The sequence below is a fragment of the Salmonella sp. SAL00653 genome, from assembly GCF_046552515.1.
Lineage (GTDB): Bacteria > Pseudomonadota > Gammaproteobacteria > Enterobacterales > Enterobacteriaceae > Salmonella > Salmonella enterica.
Genome location: NZ_JBGDTY010000001.1, coordinates 175,685 through 197,416, shown reverse-complemented (window position 1 = coordinate 197,416; position 21,732 = coordinate 175,685). Strand labels below are relative to the sequence as shown.

At 51.7% G+C, this 21,732-nt stretch carries 14 protein-coding genes and 2 pseudogenes; 9 read left to right on the top strand and 7 right to left on the bottom strand.

Features of this window, described 5'->3' with window-relative positions:
* Positions 1 to 190 precede the first annotated feature (190 nt).
* Genes fdnG through fdnI form a run of 3 tightly spaced genes read left to right on the top strand, consistent with a single transcriptional unit; the run spans position 191 to position 4,785 of the window.
* Positions 191 to 3,238 carry a formate dehydrogenase-N subunit alpha gene (fdnG, locus tag ACLJRU_RS01025; RefSeq protein ID WP_077916183.1) on the top strand — a complete coding sequence of 1,016 codons (3,048 nt, stop codon included), beginning with the start codon at positions 191 to 193 and terminating at the stop codon, positions 3,236 to 3,238.
* A 13-nt stretch (positions 3,239 to 3,251) separates the two neighbouring features.
* Complete coding sequence (fdxH, locus tag ACLJRU_RS01020) at positions 3,252 to 4,136, top strand: formate dehydrogenase subunit beta (protein WP_000061599.1); 885 nt, start codon at positions 3,252 to 3,254, stop codon at positions 4,134 to 4,136.
* Positions 4,129 to 4,785, top strand: coding sequence for a formate dehydrogenase-N subunit gamma (gene fdnI / locus ACLJRU_RS01015; protein ID WP_001540037.1), 657 nt, complete (start codon positions 4,129 to 4,131; stop codon positions 4,783 to 4,785). The genes fdxH and fdnI overlap by 8 nt, the downstream gene beginning before the upstream one ends.
* A 90-nt stretch (positions 4,786 to 4,875) precedes the next feature.
* Here the strand turns inward: fdnI and adhP are convergent, their stop codons facing one another.
* The 4 genes from adhP to bdm all read right to left on the bottom strand — a co-directional run bounded on the left by adhP (position 4,876) and on the right by bdm (position 8,499).
* Positions 4,876 to 5,886: an alcohol dehydrogenase AdhP gene (gene adhP / locus ACLJRU_RS01010; protein ID WP_023234945.1), complete on the bottom strand. Its 1,011-nt coding sequence runs from the start codon at positions 5,884 to 5,886 to the stop codon at positions 4,876 to 4,878.
* Between the two features lie 285 nt (positions 5,887 to 6,171).
* Positions 6,172 to 7,869: an NAD-dependent malic enzyme gene (locus tag ACLJRU_RS01005; protein WP_000450512.1), complete on the bottom strand. Its 1,698-nt coding sequence runs from the start codon at positions 7,867 to 7,869 to the stop codon at positions 6,172 to 6,174.
* Between the two features lie 176 nt (positions 7,870 to 8,045).
* Positions 8,046 to 8,189, bottom strand: coding sequence for a stationary-phase-induced ribosome-associated protein (sra, locus tag ACLJRU_RS01000; RefSeq protein ID WP_000841559.1), 144 nt, complete (start codon positions 8,187 to 8,189; stop codon positions 8,046 to 8,048).
* A 94-nt stretch (positions 8,190 to 8,283) separates the two neighbouring features.
* The gene (gene bdm, locus ACLJRU_RS00995) at positions 8,284 to 8,499 is read right to left on the bottom strand and encodes a biofilm-dependent modulation protein (protein ID WP_000495700.1); all 216 of its coding nucleotides are present in this window, start codon (positions 8,497 to 8,499) and stop codon (positions 8,284 to 8,286) included.
* A 511-nt stretch (positions 8,500 to 9,010) separates the two neighbouring features.
* On the opposite strand from bdm, the gene ACLJRU_RS00990 reads away from it, so the two are divergent.
* The 6 genes and pseudogenes from ACLJRU_RS00990 (at position 9,011) to glgX (ending at position 17,618) form a co-directional block, all read left to right on the top strand.
* Entirely contained in the window at positions 9,011 to 9,442 is a 432-nt protein-coding gene (locus ACLJRU_RS00990; protein ID WP_000152297.1) for an OsmC family protein, read from the top strand.
* Between the two features lie 349 nt (positions 9,443 to 9,791).
* Positions 9,792 to 10,121 carry an acid-activated periplasmic chaperone HdeB gene (gene hdeB / locus ACLJRU_RS00985; RefSeq protein WP_001032161.1) on the top strand — a complete coding sequence of 110 codons (330 nt, stop codon included), beginning with the start codon at positions 9,792 to 9,794 and terminating at the stop codon, positions 10,119 to 10,121.
* A 142-nt stretch (positions 10,122 to 10,263) separates the two neighbouring features.
* Positions 10,264 to 11,049 (top strand): OBAP family protein, encoded by a 786-nt coding sequence (locus ACLJRU_RS00980; RefSeq protein ID WP_000698598.1) that lies wholly within the window; start codon positions 10,264 to 10,266, stop codon positions 11,047 to 11,049.
* Positions 11,050 to 11,177: 128 nt separating this feature from the next.
* Positions 11,178 to 12,962, top strand: coding sequence for a malto-oligosyltrehalose trehalohydrolase (gene treZ / locus ACLJRU_RS00975; protein WP_001540034.1), 1,785 nt, complete (start codon positions 11,178 to 11,180; stop codon positions 12,960 to 12,962).
* Positions 12,959 to 15,486, top strand: a pseudogene (gene treY / locus ACLJRU_RS00970) (malto-oligosyltrehalose synthase). The gene treZ and the pseudogene treY overlap by 4 nt, the downstream one beginning before the upstream one ends.
* 56 nt (positions 15,487 to 15,542) lie before the next feature.
* Positions 15,543 to 17,618 (top strand): glycogen debranching protein GlgX, encoded by a 2,076-nt coding sequence (gene glgX, locus ACLJRU_RS00965; RefSeq protein ID WP_038393995.1) that lies wholly within the window; start codon positions 15,543 to 15,545, stop codon positions 17,616 to 17,618.
* Between the two features lie 112 nt (positions 17,619 to 17,730).
* Here the strand turns inward: glgX and ACLJRU_RS00960 are convergent, their stop codons facing one another.
* From ACLJRU_RS00960 to ACLJRU_RS00950, 3 genes and pseudogenes are all read right to left on the bottom strand, one after another.
* Positions 17,731 to 18,933, bottom strand: a complete 1,203-nt coding sequence (locus tag ACLJRU_RS00960; RefSeq protein ID WP_023138153.1) for a MalY/PatB family protein — start codon at positions 18,931 to 18,933, stop codon at positions 17,731 to 17,733.
* 12 nt (positions 18,934 to 18,945) lie between these two features.
* Entirely contained in the window at positions 18,946 to 20,397 is a 1,452-nt protein-coding gene (nhaC, locus tag ACLJRU_RS00955) for a Na+/H+ antiporter NhaC (protein WP_038393994.1), read from the bottom strand.
* A 143-nt stretch (positions 20,398 to 20,540) separates the two neighbouring features.
* Positions 20,541 to 21,523: pseudogene (locus ACLJRU_RS00950) on the bottom strand (substrate-binding domain-containing protein).
* Positions 21,524 to 21,732 lie beyond the last annotated feature (209 nt).

Below are 21,732 nucleotides of genomic sequence, written 5' to 3'. Positions count from 1 at the left end.
AGTACCTCCCTGGAGTTATTGCGGTTTAAAAATAGGGCTATTTAATAGCGGAACCGTTTCAATATTGATTTGACGCAAAAAAGTTATCGATTTTGCTGTTAGTTTCCTCGCGAAGTTATACACGCATCCTGGGCTGAGGTTTTGCTGCAGTTCGAAGGAGGCGTGCATCCGTGGAAAAAAGAGGAAAGCAATGGACGTCAGCCGCAGACAATTTTTTAAAATCTGCGCGGGCGGTATGGCGGGAACAACGGTGGCCGCACTGGGTTTTACCCCTAAAATGGCCCTGGCTCAGGCGCGAAACTATAAACTGTTGCGCGCAAAAGAGATCCGTAACTCCTGCACATACTGTTCCGTAGGTTGCGGGCTATTAATGTATAGCCTGGGAGATGGGGCAAAAAACGCGAAAGAAGCGATTTACCATATTGAAGGCGACCCGGATCATCCGGTAAGCCGTGGCGCGCTGTGCCCGAAAGGGGCCGGTTTGCTGGACTATGTTCACAGTGAAGATCGCCTACGCTATCCGGAATACCGCGCGCCGGGTTCCGACAAGTGGCAGCGCATTAGCTGGGATGACGCTTTCACTCGTATTGCTAAATTAATGAAAGCCGACCGCGACGCCAACTTTATTGAAAAGAATGAGCAGGGCGTCACGGTTAACCGCTGGCTCTCTACCGGGATGCTGTGCGCCTCGGCGGCCAGCAATGAAACGGGTATGCTGACGCAGAAGTTTGCGCGTTCTCTCGGTATGCTGGCGGTAGATAACCAGGCGCGCGTCTGACACGGACCAACGGTAGCAAGTCTTGCTCCAACATTTGGTCGCGGTGCGATGACCAACCACTGGGTGGATATTAAAAACGCCAACGTCGTGATGGTGATGGGCGGCAATGCCGCAGAAGCGCATCCGGTGGGTTTCCGCTGGGCGATGGAAGCGAAAAACAACAACGATGCGACGCTGATCGTCGTTGATCCACGCTTTACGCGTACGGCGTCGGTGGCGGATATCTATGCGCCAATACGTTCCGGTACAGACATTACCTTTCTGTCCGGCGTTTTGCTGTACCTGATCGAAAATAACAAAATCAACGCTGAATACGTTAAGCATTACACCAACGCCAGCCTGCTGGTGCGGGAAGACTTTACGTTCGAAGACGGTCTTTTCAGCGGCTATGACGCCCAAAAGCGTCAGTACGATAAATCCTCCTGGAACTACCAGTTCGATGAAAACGGCTATGCCAAACGTGATGAAACGTTGACGCACCCACGCTGTGTGTGGAATCTGCTGAAGCAGCACGTTTCGCGCTATACGCCGGACGTCGTGGAAAACATCTGCGGTACGCCGAAAGCGGACTTCCTGAAGGTGTGTGAGGTGTTGGCCTCTACCAGCGCGCCGGATCGCACTACCACCTTCCTGTATGCGCTGGGCTGGACGCAACATACCGTCGGGGCGCAGAACATCCGTACTATGGCGATGATCCAGTTGCTGCTCGGCAATATGGGGATGGCTGGCGGCGGTGTGAACGCCTTGCGCGGCCACTCTAATATTCAGGGCTTAACGGATTTAGGACTGCTCTCCACCAGCCTGCCGGGCTACCTGACGCTGCCATCGGAAAAACAGGCCGATCTGCAAACTTATCTGGCCGCGAATACCCCCAAAGCGACGCTGGCCGATCAGGTCAACTACTGGGGTAATTATCCTAAGTTCTTCGTCAGCCTGATGAAATCTTTCTATGGCGATGCGGCGCAGAAAGAGAATGACTGGGGCTTTGCCTGGCTGCCTAAGTGGGATCAGTCCTATGACGTGATCAAATATTTCAACATGATGGATAGCGGGAAAGTCACCGGCTATTTCTGTCAGGGCTTTAACCCGGTGGCGTCCTTCCCGGACAAAAACAAAGTGGTGCAAAGCTTAAGCAAACTGAAGTATCTGGTCGTTATCGATCCGCTGGTGACTGAAACGTCAACGTTCTGGCAGAACCACGGCGAATCTAATGATGTCGATCCGACAACGATCCAGACCGAAGTCTTCCGTCTGCCGTCTACCTGTTTTGCGGAAGAGGATGGCTCTATCGCTAACTCCGGTCGCTGGTTACAGTGGCACTGGAAAGGTCAGGACGCGCCGGGCGAAGCGCGTAACGACGGCGAGATTCTGGCCGGTATTTACCATCGTCTGCGTGAAATGTATCGCGCAGAAGGCGGTAAAGGCGCCGAACCACTATTGAAGATGAGCTGGAATTACAAGCAGCCGGATGAACCGCATTCGGAAGAAGTGGCGAAAGAGAACAACGGCTATGCGCTGGAAGATCTCTGTGACGCCAACGGTACACTGCTTGCCAGGAAAGGCCAGTTGTTGAGCAGCTTTGCATTACTGCGCGATGACGGTACGACATCCTCCTCCTGCTGGATTTATACCGGTAGCTGGACGGAGCAGGGCAACCAGATGTCCAGACGTGATAACGCCGACCCGTCAGGGCTTGGCAATACACTGGGTTGGGCGTGGGCGTGGCCGCTAAACCGTCGCGTATTGTATAACCGCGCTTCGGCGGACCCGCAGGGTAAACCGTGGGATCCAAAACGGATGCTGATCCAGTGGAACGGCGCGAAGTGGACAGGGAACGATATTCCGGACTTTAACAACGCGGCGCCGGGGAGCGGGACCAATCCATTTATCATGCAGCCGGAAGGGCTGGGACGTCTGTTTGCTATTGATAAAATGGCGGAAGGACCGTTCCCTGAGCATTACGAGCCGATGGAAACGCCGCTGGGCACTAACCCGCTGCACCCGAATGTGGTCTCGAACCCGGCTGCGCGTCTGTATGAAGAAGATGCGCTGCGCATGGGTAAGAAGGAGCAGTTTCCGTACGTAGGCACGACTTACCGCCTCACAGAGCATTTCCATACCTGGACCAAACATGCGCTACTTAACGCTATCGCTCAGCCGGAACAGTTTGTGGAGATCAGTGAGACGCTGGCGGCAGCGAAAGGTATTGCTAACGGCGACTATGTGAAGGTGAGCAGTAAACGCGGGTTTATTCGCGCGGTCGCGGTGGTAACTCGTCGTCTTCGCACCCTGCATGTCAACGGTCAGCAGGTTGAAACGGTGGGGATCCCGATTCACTGGGGCTTTGAGGGTGTCGCGCGCAAAGGCTATATCGCCAATACTCTGACGCCAAATGTCGGTGATGCCAACTCGCAAACGCCGGAATACAAAGCGTTTTTAGTTAACATCGAGAAGGCGTAAGGGAGGCGAACATATGTCTATGGAAACGCAGGACATTATTAAACGGTCCGCAACAAACGCCATCACGCCGCCTCCGCAGGCGCGTGATTACAAAGCCGAAGTCGCGAAACTGATCGACGTCTCCTCCTGTGTCGGCTGTAAAGCCTGCCAGGTAGCCTGTTCTGAATGGAACGATATTCGCGATAACGTTGGCCATTGTGTCGGGGTGTACGATAACCCTGCCGATCTCAGCGCCAAGTCCTGGACGGTGATGCGCTTTACCGAAACCGAGCAGAACGGCAAGCTGGAGTGGCTGATTCGTAAAGATGGTTGTATGCACTGTGAAGATCCAGGCTGTCTTAAAGCCTGTCCATCTGCCGGGGCTATCATCCAGTACGCGAACGGGATTGTTGATTTTCAATCTGAACACTGTATCGGCTGTGGTTACTGTATCGCCGGGTGTCCGTTTAATATTCCGCGCCTCAACAAAGAGGACAACCGCGTTTATAAATGTACGCTCTGCGTCGATCGCGTCAGCGTGGGCCAGGAACCGGCCTGCGTCAAAACTTGTCCGACCGGGGCGATTCACTTCGGCACCAAAAAAGAGATGCTGGAACTGGGTGAGCAACGCGTGGAGAAGTTAAAAGCGCGCGGCTTTGAACATGCCGGTATCTACAACCCGCAGGGCGTCGGCGGCACGCACGTCATGTATGTGCTGCACCATGCCAATCAGCCGGAGTTGTACCACGGCTTGCCGAAAGATCCGCAGATCGATACCTCAATCAATCTGTGGAAAGGGGCACTAAAACCGCTGGCCGCAGCGGGCTTTATCGCCACTTTCGCCGGTCTGATTTACCACTACATCGGTATTGGCCCGAATAAAGAAACGGACGACGATGAGGAGGATCATCATGAGTAAGTCGAAAATGATTGTGCGCACGAAATTTGTCGACCGCGCCTGTCACTGGACGGTGGTGATCTGCTTCTTCCTGGTAGCGCTGTCGGGGATTTCGTTTTTCTTCCCGACGCTACAATGGCTGACGCAAACCTTCGGCACGCCGCAGATGGGACGTATTTTGCACCCGTTCTTCGGTATTGCCATTTTCATCGCGCTGATGTTTATGTTCGTGCGTTTCGTCCACCACAACATCCCGGATAAAAAAGATATTCCGTGGCTGAAAAATATTGTCGAAGTATTGAAAGGCAATGAGCATAAGGTGGCGGATGTCGGTAAATACAATGCCGGACAGAAGATGATGTTCTGGTCCATTATGAGCATGATTTTTGTGCTGCTGGTGACTGGCGTGATTATCTGGCGTCCGTATTTCGCGCAGTATTTCCCCATGCAGGTGGTGCGTTATAGCCTGTTAATTCATGCGGCGGCGGGCATTATTTTAATGCACGCGATCCTCATCCATATCTATATGGCGTTTTGGGTGAAAGGCTCGATTAAAGGCATGATCGAAGGGAAGGTCAGCCGTCGCTGGGCGAAGAAACATCATCCACGCTGGTATCGTGAAATCGAGAAGGCGGAAGCAAAAAAAGAGACCGAAGAAGGTATTCAGTAATTCTTTCGCGATCTGATAAACAAGGCGCTATCCTCGTAGCGCCTTGTTTTCATCTGCTGTCTGTATACTCAGACGACCACAGCAAATCGTTTAACGGCGGAAATCGATGACCATACGGCCACGAATTTGTCCCTGTTCCATCTCTTTAAAAATAACGTTGATATCTTCAAGCGGACGTAAAGCGACTTTTGGCACGACTTTTCCTTCCGCCGCGAACTGGAAGGCTTCGGTCAGATCCTGGCGTGTCCCCACCAACGAACCGACAACCTGAATGCCATCCAGCACCAGGCGAGGGATATCAAGGTTCATGGCTTCTGGCGGCAACCCGACTGCCACCACGCGGCCTCCGGCGCGAACGGCATCTACTGCGGAATTAAACGCCGCCTTAGCGACCGCGGTAACCACCGCTGCGTGCGCGCCACCGGTTTTTTCCTGCACAATTTTAGCCGCATCTTCCGTACGTGAATTAATGGTCAGATCTGCGCCCATTTCCTCGGCCAGTTTCAGTTGTCCATCATTGACATCAATGGCGATCACTTTCGCATTGAAAACGTTTTTCGCGTACTGCAAGGCCAGATTACCCAGACCGCCCAGACCGTAGATGGCAATCCACTGGCCAGGTTTAATATGAGAAATCTTCACCGCTTTATAGGTGGTAACGCCCGCGCAGGTAATACTACTTGCCGCTGCAGAGTCCAGACCTTCCGGTACTTTCACCGCATAATCCGCGACGACAATACACTCTTCGGCCATGCCGCCATCTACCGTGTAACCGGCATTTTTCACGTTGCGGCATAAGGTTTCATTGCCCGTATTGCAATACTCACAGTGTCCGCATCCTTCATAAAACCACGCGACACTCGCGCGATCGCCGGGTCTCAGCGAGGTGACACCGGGACCGACTTCCGCCACGACGCCAATGCCTTCGTGTCCCAGAATGACGCCGGTTTTGTCACCGAAATCGCCGTTTTTCACGTGTAGATCGGTATGGCATACGCCGCAGCACTCCATTTTTAGCAAAGCTTCACCGTGGCGAAGGGGACGCAGCGTTTTCTCAGTAACATCAACCTGATGATCTTGTGTGACAACAGCAGCTTTCATAACCTTCTCCTTTTATTAATAGTGAACTGCATAGCAGGTAAGTAATAGCAGGTAAGGCGCTATTACCTCTTTAGGATTAATATTTCTGATGAGTTATGCAAGGCGGCAGAAATACAATGTAATAGTTTAGCCAGGATTATCCTGATAAATCCCCGTTCAATACATAAAGGTGGCTAATATTAGTAGCTTGACAAATAAGCAGGGAAAGGAATTCAGGTGTGTCGACAGACTCACCAAAACTAAAGAAGAAAGTGATATCCGGCGGCATTCACCGCCGGGTACGTATTAAATGGAAGTCCGACGGTAGTCGCGGTATTCCGGTTTCCAGAAGTTATCGTCAATCGCCTGTTGCAGCGCTTCCGCAGAGGTTTTCACCGCTACGCCTTGTTGCTGCGCCATTTTACCTACGGCAAAAGCGATAGCGCGCGACACGACCTGGATGTCTTTAAGCGCTGGCAACACTAATCCTTCGCCGTTATTCACCAGCGGAGAATGTTTCGCCAGCGTCTCACTGGCTGACATCAGCATTTCATCAGTAATGCGCGATGCGCCGGAAGCGATAACCCCAAGTCCGATGCCGGGGAAAATATAGGCGTTATTACATTGTGCGATCGGATAAACCTTATCTTTCCAGATGACCGGCGAGAATGGGCTACCGGTTGCCACCAGCGCGTTGCCTTCCGTCCAAACGATAATGTCCTGTGGCGTGGCCTCCACGCGAGAGGTGGGATTAGAGAGCGGCATGACGATCGGGCGAGGGCAATGCTTATGCATCTCGCGGATGATCTCTTCAGTAAAGAGCCCGGTCTGGCCGGAAACCCCGATCAGAATATCCGGCTTCACGTTACGCACCACATCCAGCAGCGACAGCACGTCATTTTCGGTATCCCAGTGCTGGAGATTGTCGCATTTCTGCACCAGTTTTGCCTGGAACGGCAATAAATTAGGCATCCGGTCCGTCAACAGGCCGAAGCGATCGACCATAAAAACGTTCTGTCGAGCGGCATCTTCGCTTAAACCTTCACGCTGAGTCTGCGCGATGATTTGTTCAGCAATCCCACATCCGGCGGAACCCGCGCCGAGGAAAACGATTTTCTGCTCGCTAAGCTGACTGCCGGCAGCGCGGCTGGCGGCGATCAACGTACCGACGGTCACGGCTGCGGTGCCCTGAATATCATCGTTAAAAGAGCAAATCTCATCACGATAGCGCGTCAACAGCGGCATTGCGTTTTTCTGCGCGAAATCTTCGAACTGTAGCAGGATATCTGGCCAGCGCTGCTTAACGGCCTGAATAAACTCATCGACAAACGCATAATACTCATCGTCGGTAATGCGCGGATGACGCCAGCCCATGTAAAGCGGATCGTTGAGTAACTGTTGATTGTTGGTGCCGACATCCAGCACAACGGGAAGGGTATAGGCCGGACTAATGCCGCCGCAGGCGGTGTATAATGACAGCTTACCGATAGGGATCCCCATCCCGCCGATGCCCTGATCGCCAAGCCCCAGGATCCGCTCGCCATCCGTCACCACAATAACTTTAATGTTGTGGTTAGGCACATTCTGCAAAATGTCGTCCATATTGTGACGGTTCGGATAAGAGATAAATACGCCGCGCGCCCGGCGATAAATCTCAGAGAAGCGCTCACAGGCCGCGCCCACGGTCGGGGTATAGATAACCGGCATCATCTCTTCAAGATGGTTTTGCACCAGTCGATAAAAGAGCGTTTCGTTGGTATCCTGGATGTTACGCAGGTAAATATGCTTATCGATTTCTGTTTTAAACCCCTGATACTGGAGCCAGGCGCGTTCGGCCTGTTCTTCAATCGACTCGACGACCTCTGGCAGCAGCCCTGACAAATTGAAGTTGCGGCGCTCTTCTACGCTAAAAGCGCTGCCTTTGTTTAACAGGGGGAATTCCAGCAATACAGGGCCAGCGTAAGGGATATAAAGGGAACGTGCTTTCTTGGTTGTAGTTTCCATGTTACTCACTCTTTTTCGAATAACTGTCCCTGGCACCGTCGTTTATCATCATATATTGCCTTCCACCAGGGAACCGACCCTGAGTATAAAGCATTGTGAGACGTTAAGGTCATTCCTATAAACAAAAACACCATTGCAGATGCAATGGTGTTTAACGTCATTTCAGGACTGTACGATTACTTTTGGCTATCGGCGCGGCGCTTTCTGCCGGTTGGGTTATTCACCACGCTGCTGGTGTCGCCTTCAGTAACAACCTTACGCTGGTTGGAAATTCTGTAATCCAGTCCAAGTATATGACGAGCCTGACGGTTCGATTTCATGTTAACTCCTCAATCCTGTTGCTAGTTTTAAGGACAAATTCGCTTACGCGAAAGAAACGTAACCCCTAAGGTTGCCGATACAGCATAGCAGGTTTTACAGAGTCGGGTGCTGCCCGCTTACCACATAGTTGATGGTCTGCTGGTAGATGTCACTGAGGATGTCATTGTCGGAAGCCTCAACCCATTTGGTCAGCTCCATTAAAATATCATCTTCGGTGACAACGCCTAACTCCGCGCGTAATCCTTGTTCAATCGCGTTGACCAGGGCCGGTTGTGCTGCTGAGGTATTTGCTGAGTGATAAGTAAACATATAATGCCTCCGTGAACATGTATTTATTTAGTACGGCTCGCAGAAAATTAATTCGTATTCAGCATGGCAAATATTTTTGCGGCTGTGGTTAAGATTAGTCCTAGAGTTATTTTAACGCAAGGCGGAACTCTAATTGTTTACCCCAGAAGAAAATATATTACGTTTGCCAATTACATATCCTCATACTAGTAGTGGACAATAAATATACATTTAAAAGGCTACTTATTGCGATTTTTATCCTTTATTACAACGAGATAAGACAAATCTTAATTTGAATGAAAATATACATAATGGAATACGCTTCCGGAAGAAAAAGTAAGGATAAAAGGAGGGATATATTCTTTAAAGAAAGGGAGGCCTGTTGGTTTAATATTCATCACTGAAAAAACATATAACTATTTTCTATATCTGAAGTGCGGGTAATCGACAACATGCTACCTCCATCGGCATGGACAACGCAGATTAGCAGCATGGTCTATACTTTATTTTTTGAGCCAACAGGAGAGCAAAAATGACAATCCATAAGAAAGGTCAGGCACACTGGGAAGGCGACATCAAACGGGGTAAAGGCACTGTATCAACAGAAAGCGGCGTGCTTAATCAACAACCGTATGGATTCAATACCCGGTTCGAAGGCGCGCAGGGAACCAACCCGGAAGAGTTAATCGGCGCTGCACATGCGGCCTGTTTCTCCATGGCGCTATCACTCATGCTGGGAGAGGCTGGATTTACGCCGACATCCATTGACACCACCGCTGACGTATCGCTTGATAAGGTGGAGGCGGGCTTCGCCATTACCAAAATTGCGCTACAAAGCAAAGTCGCGGTAGCAGATATTGATGCTTCAACTTTCGATCAAATCATCCAGAAAGCAAAAGCCGGGTGCCCGGTATCGCAGGTTCTGAATGCGGAAATCACCCTCGACTACCAGCTTAACGCCTGATAACCTCTCCAGCCCGGTAACGATGGGTTGATCGGGCTGATGAATATACATTCAGACGGAGGGCTCGCTCCCGGTCTATCTGAATGCCTGCCGCATTTCTATCACCTCAACGCGCCGTAGACCACATCAGTGGCTATTGTCGTGGTCTACTTTTTCGCCTTAAAATCTGCTCGCCATGTTGCTTTATTCATCAAACATCAAAATCAGTCAACGTAAATATCAATAATAGCCATATCACGGAGGGTGATCTTTATTCCTGAGAGAGGAGGGGTATTATTTTCTGTGTTCTACATTAACGGGTTAACGCGCAGATGTAGAGGTTATTTATATAATTATTGGAGCAACAACAATGAATAAATTCTCCCTTGCTACAGCAGGTATTATCGTGGCAGCGCTGGTAACCAGTGTTAGCGTGAATGCGGCAACAGATACTACTAAAACAAACGTTACGCCTAAAGGTATGAGCTGCCAGGAGTTTGTTGACCTCAATCCGCAGACGATGGCGCCAGTCGCTTTCTGGGTGCTGAATGAAGATGAAGATTTTAAAGGCGGGGACTACGTAGATTTCCAGGAAACTGAGACGACAGCAGTGCCGCTAGCCGTTGAGCTTTGTAAGAAAAACCCGCAGAGTGAATTAAGCAAAATAAAAGACGAAATCAAGAAAGAACTCTCAAAATAAGAGTAAACTGATATCAAAACCCGGCCTGTGTGTCGGGTTTTACTATTTGTGACACCGTCACAAATAACATCTTCCATTTCTTCTACCAATCACGTGGTATTGCACTATTTTCATTAGAGCCCTTTCACTATATGGAGACCTAATGAAAATTTTACCGCTGGCACTCTTTATCATTCCTTTTCTGGCCGGATGCGGCGCCAATAATACGCCGCCGCAAACACCTATTCCCGGGGAAAAAACATCTGCCAAATTACGTACCCTGGAAACAGGCGCGGCGGCTATTCAATCCAGACCACCTGTCGATGCCATCAGTACCTACCTTGACGGGTTCCATTTTTATAGCGGTGATAAAAACGGACAGATGGAAGCGCACCATTACGTTACCGTCCTGAACGAAGATGTCATGCAGGCGGTGATTTACGACGGCAACACGAAAAACGCGCGCCTGATGGGGGTGGAGTACATTATCAGCGAACGTTTATTTAAAACGCTTCCTCCCGAGGAGAAAAAACTGTGGCACAGCCACCAGTACGAGGTGAAATCCGGTAGCCTGGTGGCGCCTGGCTTACCGCAGGTCGCTGATAAGGCGTTGATGAGTAAGATTGTTAATACTTATGGCAAGACCTGGCACACCTGGCATACCGACCGGGATAAAACCCTGCCAATGGGTATCCCTGCGCTGATGATGGGCTTTACTGGCGACGGGCAGCTTGACCCCGCGCTGCTGGCCGATCGGGATCGCCGTCTGGGAATTGATACCCAGGCCATTAAACGCGAGCGGCAGGATCTGCCTGAACATCCCGTTGTTAAGGGGGCTAACGCCTGGGAGCAGGGGGAGGTTATCCAGCTACAGCGTGTTCAGGGCTCTGGCGAACACGGGCGAGGCGATACCGCGCACTTCGGTACATCTGAGCAATCCCGACAATAATTCCACGGTTTTACACGCAGATACGAAAAAGAATGCCTGTTAAGTGACGGTGTCACGTAAAGATTAGCCCCATAGTCTATGCTTGTTCTTCGGATGTTGTAGAAGTTATGGGTTAAACGGAGCGACAAATGAGTTCAAAAATTTTTTGCAAAAGCTGGGGGGCTGAATATATCGCCGCTGATGTTGTCCGCTTTCGTCTTTGGGCCACCGGTCAGCAAAAGGTTATGCTCAGGCTTGCGGGTAAAGATCAGGAAATGCAGGCGAACGGTGACGGCTGGTTTACGCTGGACGTCTCCGGGGTGACGCCAGGTACGGAGTATAACTTTGTACTCAGCGATGGCATGGTGGTCCCCGATCCGGCTTCCCGCGCCCAAAAAACTGACGTCAACGGTCCGTCATATGTGGTTGATCCAGGCAGCTACGCGTGGCGCAACACCGGGTGGAAAGGTAGCCGTTGGGAGCAGGCCGTGGTGTACGAGATGCATACAGGCACGTTCACTCCGGAAGGCACTTTCCGCGCCGCAATAGCGAAGCTGCCTTATCTCGCTGAACTCGGCGTTACCGTTATTGAAGTGATGCCCGTTGCGCAATTTGGCGGCGAGCGCGGCTGGGGCTATGACGGCGTACTGCTTTACGCGCCGCATTCTGACTATGGGACGCCGGATGATTTCAAGGCGTTTATTGACGCCGCGCATGGGTATGGTCTTTCCGTCGTCCTGGATATTGTGCTGAACCATTTCGGCCCGGAAGGAAATTATTTACCGCTATTGGCGCCGGCGTTTTTCCACAAAGAGCGCATGACGCCGTGGGGAAATGGTATCGCCTATGATGTCGACGCCGTGCGGCGCTATATCATCGAGGCGCCGTTATACTGGCTGACAGAATACCATCTCGACGGCTTACGCTTTGACGCTATCGATCAGATTGAGGACAGTAGCGCAAAGCATGTGCTGGTTGAAATCGCACAACGTATTCGGGAAGACATTACCGACAGACCCATTCATCTGACTACCGAAGATAGCCGCAATATTATTTCTCTGCATCCCCGTGATCAGGATGGCAATGCGCCGCTGTTTACCGCCGAATGGAATGACGATTTTCATAATGCCGTCCACGTTTTTGCGACCGGAGAGACCCAGTCCTACTACAATGATTTTGCTGATGCCCCGGAAAAACACCTCGCAAGAGCGCTGGCCGAAGGATTCGCTTATCAGGGAGAAATTTCACCACAAACCGGCGAACCTCGCGGCGTAAAAAGTACCGGACAACCCCCGGTCGCCTTTGTGGATTTTATTCAGAATCACGATCAGGTCGGTAACCGCGCCCAGGGCGACAGACTGATAACCCTGGCGGGTGCTGAACGAACAAAAGTATTGCTCGCCACGTTGCTGCTTTCACCGCATATTCCGCTGCTTTTTATGGGCGAAGAGTATGGCGAAAGCCGTCCTTTTCTTTTTTTTACCGATTTCCATGGGGATTTAGCCCGCGCCGTTCGTGAAGGTCGCGCAAAAGAGTTTGCCGATCATGCAGGGGAGAATGTTCCGGACCCGAATGCACCAGAGACCTTTCAACGCTCAAAACTTAACTGGAAGCAACAGCACAGTGAAGAGGGTAAAGCGTGGCTGGCGTTTACCCGCGAACTACTGCTTTTGCGCCAGAAGCATATCGTGCCGCTGTTGTCCGCTGCCCGTGAGAGCTCAGGAACGGTATTGCAAACCGCGCCCGGGTTTATTGCCGTTAGCTGGCGTTTTCCGGGAGGAACACTGTCACTGGCGCTGAATATTAGCGCCACGACGGTATTGCTGCCCGATTTACCGGGTAAGACTCTCTTCGCCTGGCCGAATGAATCCACCGGGTCGCTTTCCCAACATTCTCTTATTGTCCGCTTAGCCCAGGGAGAGTCTGCATCATGATCCCAACTGCAACGTATCGTCTTCAGTTTCGCAATGGCATGACCTTCGACCGCGCTGCGGCGCTGGTGCCTTACCTTAAAATCTGGGTATCAGCCATCTTTATGCCTCACCCGTCTTTACCGCCACCAAAGCGTCAACGCATGGTTATGATGTCACCGATGCGAATGAGATTGAGCCTTCTATTGGCGGGCGCGAAGGATTTGAAAGACTGGTGGCTGAACTTAAAGCGCAAGGTCTGGGATTGATCATCGATATTGTGCCTAATCACATGGCCAGCTCGCTGGAAAACGCCTGGTGGCGTGACGTGCTTGAATATGGCAAGGAGAGCCGTTACGCGCGCCATTTCGATATTGACTGGTCGCGCCGACTGACGCTGCCTTTTTTAGGCGACACGTTTGACGCCGTGCTGGAAAACGGAGAAATTGCGATCAAGCCCGATCCCGCTACGGGTAAACCCACGTTCGCCTATTATGATAACTATTATCCGCTTGCGCCGGCGACGTGGCAGGGGCGCGAGGCCGAAATACTGGCGCTTACCGATAAAGCCGCTATTGCTGATTTGCATGAGCGCCAGCCGTGGAAATTAATGTCCTGGCGCGATGCCGCTCGCTCGCTTTCATATCGGCGTTTCTTTGAGGTCACAGGGCTGGTAGGAATGCGGGTGGAAGATAAAACCGTCTTCGACGATACACATCGGCTGATTCTGGAGCTGGTCAGAATGGGGACGGTTGACGGTTTACGTATCGATCATATCGACGGCCTTGCCGATCCGAAAGCCTATCTTGCGCGTTTACGTCAGGAAGTGGGGCCGGCGTGCTATATCACCGTGGAAAAAATTCTCGCTAAAGGCGAGCAACTTCCTGAGGACTGGCCGGTTTCCGGCACCACAGGCTATGAATTTATCGCCTCGCTGGCGGAGGTGCTGGTTGACGATGAGCAGATAGACAATCTGCGCCAGGCTTACGAGACCGTAAAAGGCGCGCCAGTGGATATGCGGGCGGAATTACGGGCGGCTAAATTGCTGATGGTCGATCGCAATTTCGAGGGGGAATTTACCCGGCTGCTCGCGCTTGCGCTGTCGATTGCCAGCGAGCTACAGATCGCACAGGAAGAGAGCGTCGTTCGGCAGGCGTTACGCGAGTTATTAATTGCCTTTCCCGTATATCGCACTTACGGCACGGCAGAAGGGCTACCGCCGACCGATATTTGCCTGTTACACCGTATTGTGGAACGGGTAAAGACGCTTGAAACCCCTCCGCAGCCAGAAGCGCTTACATTTCTGAGCCGTCTTCTTACCGGCGATGTTCCCGCCTCCAGCCAGGAGGAGGCGACACAGTTTCGCGTTCGGTTCCAGCAACTCACCGGTCCGCTGATGGCGAAATCGGTAGAGGATACGCTTTTCTTTCGTCAAAACATGGGACTGGCGTTAAATGAAGTCGGCGCCGAGCCCGTCACGCATCACTTCTCCATCGAACGCTTTCACCATGAGATGAAAACCCGACAGGCGCGACAGCCTGATGCGCTATCCGGTACGTCGACCCACGATACCAAGCGAGGCGAGGATGCGCGAGCACGGCTGTATACGCTTACCGAAGCGCCGGAGCAGTGGAGCGAATGCCTTGCCCGCTGGCGGCAGATGAACCAGACCCATGTCAAATTTTTGAATGATGGCACTGCGCCAAAATCGGCGGATACGTGGATGCTATATCAGGCGCTGACCGGCGTCTGGCCCCCGATGCTACAACCACAGGACGAAACAGGTTTAAACGCGCTGAAAATACGCTTTGAAGCCTTTGTGGAGAAAGCGCTACGCGAAGCGAAGCTACGTACCGATTGGGTGGACAGTAATGAGGCTTACGAAACGGCAATGCTTGATTACGCCCGTTATTTACTGGCGCCGGGTAATCAGACATTTTTGCAGGATTTTTATCGTTCCTTGCAACCCTTCATCCGCGCAGGACTGGTTAACAGCCTGACGCAGACCGTTATCAAATTAACCGCGCCGGGAGTACCTGATATCTATCAGGGGAGCGAGGCGCTGAATTTTAGCCTTGTCGATCCCGACAACCGCCGCGAACCAGATTTCGCCACGCTGGCGCAGCAGTTAGACCAACTGACGCCGGGAGTTTTCTCGCGCGAAGAGAGTTGGCTGGACGGGCAGGTGAATCAGTATGCCACCGCCGCCTTACTGCGTTTGCGTCAGCAGAATCATGAGCTCTTCCGTTTTGGCGACTATATACCGCTGCGGGCTGTTGGTCAGCGTGCCGACAAGGTCATCGCTTACGCCAGAGTCAATCATGATGATGCGCTGATTGTTGTTGCGCCCCGACTGGTGTTCGCCGAATGTGACGGCTTATTGTCACAATCGCATAGCGGTTTCTGGTCAGGAACCGACATTATTATACCCGGACAGCTTAATCAGCATCGTTATCGCAATGTGCTTACCCAGGAGAGGTTAATGCCTGGTGAACGCCTGTCGTTGGCCTCACACCAGGGCGGCGTACTGGTTTTAATGAGCGACTGAGTTTATGTGTTGATGTGCCGTGACAGGACAACGTTTACCGTGGGTGGAGAAAGAGAATGACAACAAACAGGGCTTTTGAAATCAGATCAGGATACAGCCATACGCTTGGCGCAAATTATGACGGCGAAGGCGTGAATTTCGCTATTTTTTCCGCCCATGCGGAACGCGTCGAGCTTTGCCTTTACGATCCGAGCGGGGAGCATGAAATCGCTCGTCTGGAGTTACCGGAATATACCGACGAAATATGGCACGGCTATGTCCCGAAGTTGCAGCCCGGCGCGCTGTATGGGTACCGCGTTTACGGTCCTTATGACCCGGAAAATGGTCATCGTTTTAACCCCAACAAGCTGCTTATTGACCCTTATGCCCGTGAGCTGGTGGGCGATATTCAGTGGGACGATGCGCATTTCGCGTATCAATTACTTCATGACGATAAAGATTTGACCTTTGATGACCAGGATAGCGCGCCATTTACGCCTAAATGCCGGGTGATTGATCCGGCTGAGGCGAATTGGGAGGATAGACAACGGCCTTCCATACCGTGGTCGAACGCCATTATTTATGAAACGCATGTAAAAGGCTTTACCCAGCTTAATTCCGCGATCCCTGAGCCTCTACGCGGTACGTTTGAGGGCATGGGACATAAAGCCAGCGTGGATTACATTAAAAGTCTGGGTATTACCTCCGTCGAGCTTTTACCCGTTCACTGGTTCCCGGACGATCAGCATCTGCTCGATAAAGGACTGAAAAATTTCTGGGGATACCACTCGCTGGGCTTTTTTGCGCCGGCGACGCGCTACTATGGTCCAAAAGGTATTCAGGGATTCCGCGATATGGTGCGCGCTTTCCATGATGCCGGCGTCGAAGTGATACTGGACGTGGTCTATAACCATACGGCAGAAGGGAATGAGCTTGGCCCCACGCTGTCATTTAAAGGTATCGATAACTTCTCTTACTATCGCACCATGCCCGATCAGCATCGCTATTACATTAACGATACAGGGACAGGTAATACCGTCAATACCTCTCATCCACGGGTACTGCAAATGGTGATGGATTCCCTTCGCTATTGGGCGGAGTCAATGCATGTCGACGGCTTTCGTTTTGATTTGGGCACCATTCTTGGTCGTGAGCCGGAAGGCTTTGATCAGAGAGGCGGTTTTTTTGATGCGGTAACGCAAGACCCGGTGCTGGCAAAACTGAAACTGATTGGCGAACCCTGGGATATCGGACCGGGCGGCTATCAGGTTGGCGGCTTTCCACCAGGGTGGGGCGAATGGAATGATAAATACCGCGATACGGTACGCGAATATTGGAAAGGTGACAACGTCACAAATGATTTCGCCGCACGCCTGCTGGGTTCCGGCGATCTCTATGATTTGCGCGGCCGTCGCCCCTGGTCAAGCGTTAACTTTATTACTGCCCATGACGGCTTCACGCTGAACGATCTGGTGTCTTATAACGACAAACATAATGAAGCCAATGGCGAAGATAATAATGACGGGCATAATGATAACCGCTCCTGTAACTATGGCGCAGAAGGGCCAACCGACGGCGAGGGCATCAATGCGATACGCGAGCGACAGAAACGTAATTTCCTGACCACCTTGCTTTTCTCGCACGGCACGCCGATGTTATTAGCGGGCGATGAGTTTGGCCGCAGTCAGATGGGCAATAACAATGGCTACTGTCAGGACAGTGAAATATCGTGGGTCCACTGGGATAATTTGCCGGAAACCGCCAATGCGCTACGGGAGTTTACCCGTCATCTGATTCAACTGCGCGCCACGCAACCGTTGCTGCGCCGGGAGAGCTGGCGTGACGGTCTGGAGATCCGCTGGTTTAACGCCGGCGGAGGGGCGCAGCAATCCGAACAATGGGATGAGGGATCGACCATAGGCGTATGTATTAGTCGTCCCGATCTTCAGCCGGAAGCGGGGATCTGGCATGACGCCTTACTGCTTTTCAATCCGTTTGAAGGCAGCGTACCGTTCCGTATTCCGATGTGGGGAGAAGGCGGCTGGGTACTTGAACTGACGACTGCCGATAACGCGCAGCAGGGAATGCGGATTACCGAAGAAATGGATTTCGATCTGGCCGGGCGCAGTATCGTGTTATTCAGACGCCCCTGATAGTAAAACCGCGCTCCGGACCCAACCGGCCTTGATGGCCGGTTTTTTACTGGCGCTCAGGCGATATCATGCCGCAGAAATAACACCGGTGTTAGTTTACCGCCCGAAAAATTCATCCGCCTGTTGGTATTCCTTTGATTGTCTTCACCGATATTCGCTTCAGGCCGTCTATTGCCATTTCAAGGTAGGTACGTGGACATCCCAGATTTAAACGGATAAATCCGCTGCCCGCCGGGCCAAAGCCGCTGCCCATTGAAGGAGCAATACCCGCGACATCCGCCATTACCCATTTTAGCTGTTCGTCATCCAGTCCCAGTTTTTTACAATCCATCCATAATAAATAGGTTCCCTGCGCCGGGACAATTCTTGCCCAGGGAAGGTGCTCTGTCGCCTGTTCAACAAACCAGCGGCGGTTTTCCGCCAGGTAATCCAGTAGCGAATCCAGCCACTGTCTGCTTTCATTCCATGCGGTAGTCGCCGCCTGAACGGAGAGGGCGTTAAAGACGTCCAGCCCATGAGCGTCCAGACGAGACAGGAATCGCTGGCGAAGCGTAGGATCGGGAATGAGAAAATTAGAAATTCGCAACGACGATAAGCCAAACGTTTTGCTGGCCGCAGTGGCGGAGATGACCCGTTTATGCCAGCGCTCCCCTAAATGCAGTACCGAGGTAAAGGTTTCGCCGGGCAGCAATAGATCGGCCCATATTTCATCCGAGATGAGAGTGACATCATAAGCTTCACATAATAAAAGCAGTTGCTCCAGCTCGTTGGCCGACCAGCAACGCCCGGTTGGATTATGTGGATTACACAAAATCATCAGCGGAGGGCGCTCATGGCGAAACAGCCTTTCCAGTTGGCAAAAATCCATCTGGTAGCCGTCGTCCGGCGACTCGCTAAGAGGATTCTCCAGCAGTTTTCTACCATTAAGCGTGATTATTTTGGCGAAGGAGCCATAGTATGGTCCCTGTACCACTACGCCGTCGCCTGAATGCGTCAACATTTGCACCAAGAGCGCCAACCCTGGTACGACGCCTTCCACGCTGCATACCCATTCCTGTTTTAACGTAAGCTGGTGGCGTGACGAAAACCAGTGAAGCAGGGCGTTAAAATAGGCCTCATCACGTTCGCTATAGCCAAATACGCCGTGCTCGATTCGCTGATGCAATGCCGCCTGAACCTCAGGCGGGCAGGCAAAATCGAAATCAGAAACCCACATTGGCAGCAGTTTCCCAGCGCCGTCGCCAAAGTGACGCTCAATAAAATCCCACTTTACCGAACCAGTATTGTTGCGATTGATAATCTGGTTAAAATCCATCTTGTTTCCTTATTATTCCGTCACTGACGATTGCGGCGACTTTTCTGAGGCGGAGGCAGTTCTGGCAATACCAATTCCGCTAAAACCATAAATTAATGCGAAGAAGATTGCCGCATAGCATTGGATAGCCCAGGGCAGAAGATCAAGCGTGCTAACGCCCAGCGTGGTTGCCATGTAGACGCCAGCCGAGGTCCACGGCAGGAGAGGTTCGATAACGGTACCGGCATCTTCTATCGTCCGTGAAAGGTTTTTAGTATCCAGCCCCATACGACGATAGGCATCTTTAAACAGTTCGGCGGGAACTAACAATGCCAGTTTACCGTCGCTGGTCGCTCCTGTGACCAAAATTGTGGTGCCGATAGTGGCGGCAATGAGTTGACCAACGCTATGAATAATGGTCAGCAGTCGGTTAATGATGATCGTTAACGCGCCGGTTAACGTTAGCGCTCCGGCAAATGAAAAAGCGCAGAAAACTAACAGTATTGTTCCCATCATCGAGAACATTCCGCCCCGGTTTAGCAGTCGCGGAACATCGGCCACGACACCTTCTGCGCCTTGTGGGAACATGGCGATATCAAATCCATCAATGAAAGCGTCCAGTCCCTGTTTGATGCTCAGTCCCTGCATGATGACGCCGAGGAACAAGGCAAGTACGCAGGCGCTTAACATTAATGGGATGACAGGCTTTTTGCGAATTGCGCCCCACAGTACGATCACCGGCGGCAAAATAAGAACAATATTAAAATGGTATAGCGACTCCAGCGAGTGGATGATGTCCGTAACGCGCTGCGGCGTGGCCACCTCGCCCAGCATATTACTGTGTCCGGCGATAAGATAAACCACGGCGGCAAGCAGGAAACTTGGCAGGGTCGTCCAAAGTAAATGCTGAATATGCTCAAACAGAGTAGTGTCTGCGACAATCGCGGCAAAGTTAGTCGAGTCGGACAACGGTGAGATTTTGTCGCCGAAATAAGCGCCAGAAACGACGGCGCCAGCTGCTGCTGCAAGAGACACGTCCAGCCCGGCGGCAACCCCCATTAACGCAACGCCAACCGTCCCGGCGGACCCCCACGATGTACCGGTACAGACGGAGACCACGCTGGTTAAAAAGAAGGCTGCAATCAAAATATATTCCGGGCTTATGAGTTTTAGCCCCCAGTACACCATGTAGGGAATGGTGCCACTAAACATCCAGGTGCCAATCAAACCGCCCACGCAGATCAGGATCATGATAACCGGCATTGCTTTAGCCAGCTTATCCACCACTGAGTTGATGATGTCTTCCCAACAGTATCCTTGCCACCATGCAATGCCTGCCGCTACCGCCGCAGAGCACAGAAGGAGCGGTTTGATACGTAGCCCCATGATGCCGTAACCGATAATCAACAATAACAACATGGAGATGACTGGGATTAGCGCTAAACCCAATGACAGCGTTTTCTTCTTGTTTTGTGATGCACTCATAATGGAGCTCCGGTCAGTAAGGTAGCTCAAGGGTAGGGGGATACGCTTCCCACTACTGTGATCCATTACTTTCGTCCATGTAACCGATTACATGAGAAGGGTTAATTTGATAGCCATCACAGTTTTTACTGTTGACGACGCATTCACCGTGAAAAATAGGGCGCGACAGAATCGCGGATCACCAGTTCGGCATTGAAATGATTGCTGCTGGGCGGCGGCGTAATGCCCTGGTATAACTGTATCGCCAGTTGCGCGGCACAACGCGCCATTTGTTCGACCGGATAATGCATTGTTGTTAACGCCGGATAAAGATACCGGGCCAGCACCACATCATCAAAGCCGACAATAGAGAGCTGTTGCGGAAGCTGAACGCCGCGTTGATGAAGAATACGCATAATGCCAGCGGCCATCACATCGTTAAACGTGACCGCTGCCGTAAGGGGAAGCCCGCTATTAATAAGTTGATGCGCGGCCCGCTCGCCGCCTTCTTCGTTAAACGGAACGCTAATCACCCAGCGAGGGTCTGGAGAAATACCATATTCTTCCAGCGCTTCACGGTAACCATCAAGGCGTTCCTGACGATCGATAATTGGCAAGTCAGATGTCACACAGGCAATGCGCCGATGCCCGTTCGCCAGGAGATATCGGGTCGCTTCCCTGGCGGCGCTGCGATTTTCCAGCCAGATACACCGGTTGGCCATACCGGCTATATAACGATTCACAACAACCAGCGCTGGAAAGTGGGCTGCGTAGCGCAGCAGCTCTTTATCCGGTAATCGGCTGGCGTGTACAACAATAGCCTCACAACCTTGATTAACCAGAAAATCCAGTCCCGCTTTTTCCATTTCTTCGTCGTGGCCGCCGCTACATACCATCAAGCGATACTGCTGCTTACGAGAAACATCTTCTACGCCGCGAGCAAGGCGGGCAAAAAAAGGATCAGCCAGATTGCCGGTTAACAATCCGAGCATATCGCCGCTACGTTTCGCCAGCGCGATAGCGGCGGCATTGCTTTCTCTACACGTTCGCGCGTGACGGGTTCAACCCACGCGGTCTGGTTAATGACGCGTGATACAGTCGCGGTTGATACACCGGCCATGGATGCAACATCCTTTATTGTCGCCATGTTAAGCTCATATTTGTTCGTTTAAAGGGTATCAAAGCCATTGATTATCATGTTACGTGGAAATCAGTGCAATCACTGCGGCGCAGCCTGAATTTATAAACATTTTTAAAATCATCCTAAATCCTGGTAACTGCAAATTTTAGTAGCTACCTCAATGAGTTATTGACCACTGAATTTTCTACGATAACATGACTAACAATATACACATG

Coding starts and splice junctions, on each gene's coding strand:
- fdxH (WP_000061599.1), top strand. CDS start 3,252: ATGTCTATGGAAACGCAGGACATTATTAAACGGTCCGCAACAAACGCC.
- fdnI (WP_001540037.1), top strand. CDS start 4,129: ATGAGTAAGTCGAAAATGATTGTGCGCACGAAATTTGTCGACCGCGCC.
- adhP (WP_023234945.1), bottom strand. CDS start 5,886: ATGAAAGCTGCTGTTGTCACACAAGATCATCAGGTTGATGTTACTGAG.
- ACLJRU_RS01005 (WP_000450512.1), bottom strand. CDS start 7,869: ATGGAAACTACAACCAAGAAAGCACGTTCCCTTTATATCCCTTACGCT.
- sra (WP_000841559.1), bottom strand. CDS start 8,189: ATGAAATCGAACCGTCAGGCTCGTCATATACTTGGACTGGATTACAGA.
- bdm (WP_000495700.1), bottom strand. CDS start 8,499: ATGTTTACTTATCACTCAGCAAATACCTCAGCAGCACAACCGGCCCTG.
- ACLJRU_RS00990 (WP_000152297.1), top strand. CDS start 9,011: ATGACAATCCATAAGAAAGGTCAGGCACACTGGGAAGGCGACATCAAA.
- hdeB (WP_001032161.1), top strand. CDS start 9,792: ATGAATAAATTCTCCCTTGCTACAGCAGGTATTATCGTGGCAGCGCTG.
- ACLJRU_RS00980 (WP_000698598.1), top strand. CDS start 10,264: ATGAAAATTTTACCGCTGGCACTCTTTATCATTCCTTTTCTGGCCGGA.
- treZ (WP_001540034.1), top strand. CDS start 11,178: ATGAGTTCAAAAATTTTTTGCAAAAGCTGGGGGGCTGAATATATCGCC.
- glgX (WP_038393995.1), top strand. CDS start 15,543: ATGACAACAAACAGGGCTTTTGAAATCAGATCAGGATACAGCCATACG.
- ACLJRU_RS00960 (WP_023138153.1), bottom strand. CDS start 18,933: ATGGATTTTAACCAGATTATCAATCGCAACAATACTGGTTCGGTAAAG.
- nhaC (WP_038393994.1), bottom strand. CDS start 20,397: ATGAGTGCATCACAAAACAAGAAGAAAACGCTGTCATTGGGTTTAGCG.